Source organism: Sulfurovum sp. (assembly GCF_041562805.1).
Taxonomy (GTDB): domain Bacteria; phylum Campylobacterota; class Campylobacteria; order Campylobacterales; family Sulfurovaceae; genus Sulfurovum.
Window position 1 is genome coordinate 1 of sequence record NZ_JBFFOH010000286.1, and the last position, 1,401, is coordinate 1,401.

At 39.8% G+C, this 1,401-nt stretch carries 1 protein-coding gene; it reads right to left on the reverse strand.

Features of this window, described 5'->3' with window-relative positions:
- Nucleotides 1-1,401: HEAT repeat domain-containing protein (locus ABYK33_RS15835; protein WP_373034284.1), on the reverse strand; the 1,401-nt coding region annotated here is incomplete at both ends.

Here is a 1,401-nt window from a genome sequence, read left to right on the forward strand (position 1 = left end):
CTCAGGACGTTCTGCTGTAAATAAAAGTATCTTTTCATACTCATCAAAAGCGTTAGTTAATAACTCTTTCGTCTTTTTGTCTAATTCTCCAAGAGGAAAAGCAGCAAGCTGTCTGGCAGCTTCCATTCTTACTATCTTAATGGGATCGTTCAACATTTCTAAAGTCTGCTTGATTCTCATCTGTGCTGGGAATGCTTCTAAAGACTGCAATGCTGCCCTCCGTATAAGTGCATCTTTATTCTTTAGCATTTGAAGTGTTGTAGTATAGGTTTGTTTTGAAGGATAATGCCCTAGGTATTCTGAGACTGTAGCTTTAGCGATATTTGGTGCATCACTAAGCAGTACTTCATAAAGTTTTTTAGGTGCATCTTCGCTGTTTGTCCTAAGTGCTTTAAGAGAATGTGCAAAGTTCTGTTTTCCTACAGGTATCTTCCCATACCAGGATTTCATAGCATCTGCAGCCCACGAAGCATCTTTATCTGTATGACAAAGATTACAGGCATTAGGGATCTCTTTCATCTCTACTGAAAGATCTGGTCTAGGCAAACGGAAACTGTGGTCATTACGACTGTCTACACCCATATAGGTACGAGCAGGCATATGACAACTTACACAAGAACTGCCTGTACTTCCTTCTTGATGAAAATGGTGTGCTGTAGAAGTGTATTTTTCTGTTTGATGGCACTGAAAACAGACCTTGTCTCCCTCACTCCTGCGATCAAGTGTATGAGGGTTATGACAGTCTGTACAGGTGACACCCTTTTCATACATCTTACTTTGGAGAAAAGAGTCATAGACATAGACTTCATCTTCTATCTTACCGTCAGCAAAATAGAGACTCTCAGCCAATGTTACAGGTAGATAGTGGTCAGTAAACCTATCACCAGGTGCAAAGTTATCATCTAATTGAGACCGTCTAGAGTGACATTTGGCACATACGTCTATCTCTTTATCGGTTAGTTCTGATCTTTTTGTTGTGGAATTGATATCCCATTTTCCGATTTTATACTTCAAAGAGAAAGTAAAACCTTTGTAAGGCATCTCTGTCTTTTGCTCTTTACTCCACTCTATGTGTTTAGATGCAGGACCATGGCAGGCTTCACAAGAAACGTTGATAACATCCCATGTAGTATCGTAACTCTTAGTCTCTTTATTATAGTTCTTTTTCAAGTTTGTACTATGACAGTCTGCACACATGTAGTTCCAGTTCAAATTTGGTCCAGTCCAGTGCAGTACATCACCAGCTTTAATAACTTCATTTTGATGGATATGGAACCAACGCTGCCCGCCTTCTTCTTTAGACCGACTGTCCCAGGCGATATCCAGTACCTGATATTTTCCATCTGCAAATTTTAACAGATACTGTTGAAGTGGGTAGACACCAAATGTATAGTTGACCTC